Below are 225 nucleotides of genomic sequence, written 5' to 3'. Positions count from 1 at the left end.
ACCAGCGGCTTGCCGAGGCCGGTCTTTATCAGATCATTCAACGCCACGATCTCGTCGTCGCCGCCAATGGCGGAGTTGATCATATTAGCCACATAACGGCTGTTGCCGGTACCGCTGAAATAGATAACCATATGCCTCATCTCTCCCTGTCCAGCTATCAACTATAGTTCTGCCAATTTGTATATTTCGATGCCTTATCCGAAACTCATTCCTGATTTTTTGATT

The sequence above is a fragment of the Syntrophomonas sp. UBA1041 genome (assembly GCF_002316705.1).
Taxonomy (GTDB): Bacteria; Bacillota; Syntrophomonadia; order Syntrophomonadales; family Syntrophomonadaceae; genus DTU019.
The sequence above is the reverse complement of the archived record's forward strand: the minus strand, read 5'-3'. Positions refer to the sequence as shown.